General features: G+C 47.4%; 1 protein-coding gene. It reads left to right on the plus strand.

The features are described 5' to 3' along the window. Positions 1–391: 4CSP family protein (locus tag ACFFNX_RS52150; RefSeq protein WP_378213916.1), on the plus strand; the 391-nt coding region annotated here is incomplete at its 5' end. Positions 392–538: the final 147 nt, after the last annotated feature.

Consider the following 538-nt stretch of genomic DNA (forward strand, 5'->3'; position numbering starts at 1 on the left):
CAACATGAAAGCCATAATCGTAGTCAGCCTTAGCGTCATGGTGGCGGTAGCCTGGGGCTTCCCCCAGTCGACCTACACCGACAAGTGGGACCACATCAACGTGGACGAGATCCTCGAGTCCCAGCGTCTCCTCAGAGGCTACGTGGACTGCCTCCTCGACAAAGGCCGCTGCACTCCCGACGGCAAAGACCTGAAGGAAACCCTACCTGATGCCCTCGAGAACGACTGCTCCAAATGTACCGCCAAGCAGAAGGAGGCGTCCGACAAAGTCATCAGGCATCTTATCAACAAGCAACCCGACTACTGGAAGGAGCTGGCCGTCAAATACGACCCCCAGAACATCTACCAAGAGAAATACAAGGACAAGATCGAAGAGGCCAAGACCCATTAGATATGAGATAGTTGGAGTCAAATGCACAAATATTAAATATGTGATAAAGAAAGGTTCTAAAGACTGTGATTGGTTATTTATTGAATACTTTTCATCGATTGTTTTGTACTAAGTAGGTATGATAAAAATAAATTATTTCGAATTCGC

Source organism: Actinoallomurus acaciae (assembly GCF_042429965.1).
Lineage (GTDB): Bacteria > Actinomycetota > Actinomycetes > Streptosporangiales > Streptosporangiaceae > Actinoallomurus > Actinoallomurus acaciae.